1 protein-coding gene is annotated in these 261 nt (G+C 58.2%); it reads right to left on the reverse strand.

Annotation, left to right across the window (positions count from 1 at the left end):
* The coding region (locus KDM90_RS17725; protein WP_438947447.1) for a hypothetical protein at positions 1-261 on the reverse strand (261 nt) is incomplete at both ends.

Consider the following 261-nt stretch of genomic DNA (forward strand, 5'->3'; position numbering starts at 1 on the left):
ATGGCAAACTTTCTGGGGAGGCACTGTCGACGATCGTGTCGTCGATCGTCGCCACCGTTACGGTGAAGCTGGACACGCCCGCTGGGACGATCAAGTTGCTACCGACCAAGCTCACGCCATTGCTGAACGTTGGGGTGGTGTTGTAGTCATCACCGGCTGTCGCGCTGCCGCCACCCAAGCTGTACGCATAGGTCGAGGCAATCGTGGTGCTGCCCGTCAAGGTCACGGTGTAGCTTAAGCTATTGCCTTCCACCACATTGT

Origin of the sequence: Affinundibacterium fentianense, assembly GCF_018139545.1 — a bacterium.
In the GTDB taxonomy this organism is placed as follows: domain Bacteria; phylum Pseudomonadota; class Gammaproteobacteria; order Burkholderiales; family Burkholderiaceae_D; genus Undibacterium; species Undibacterium fentianense.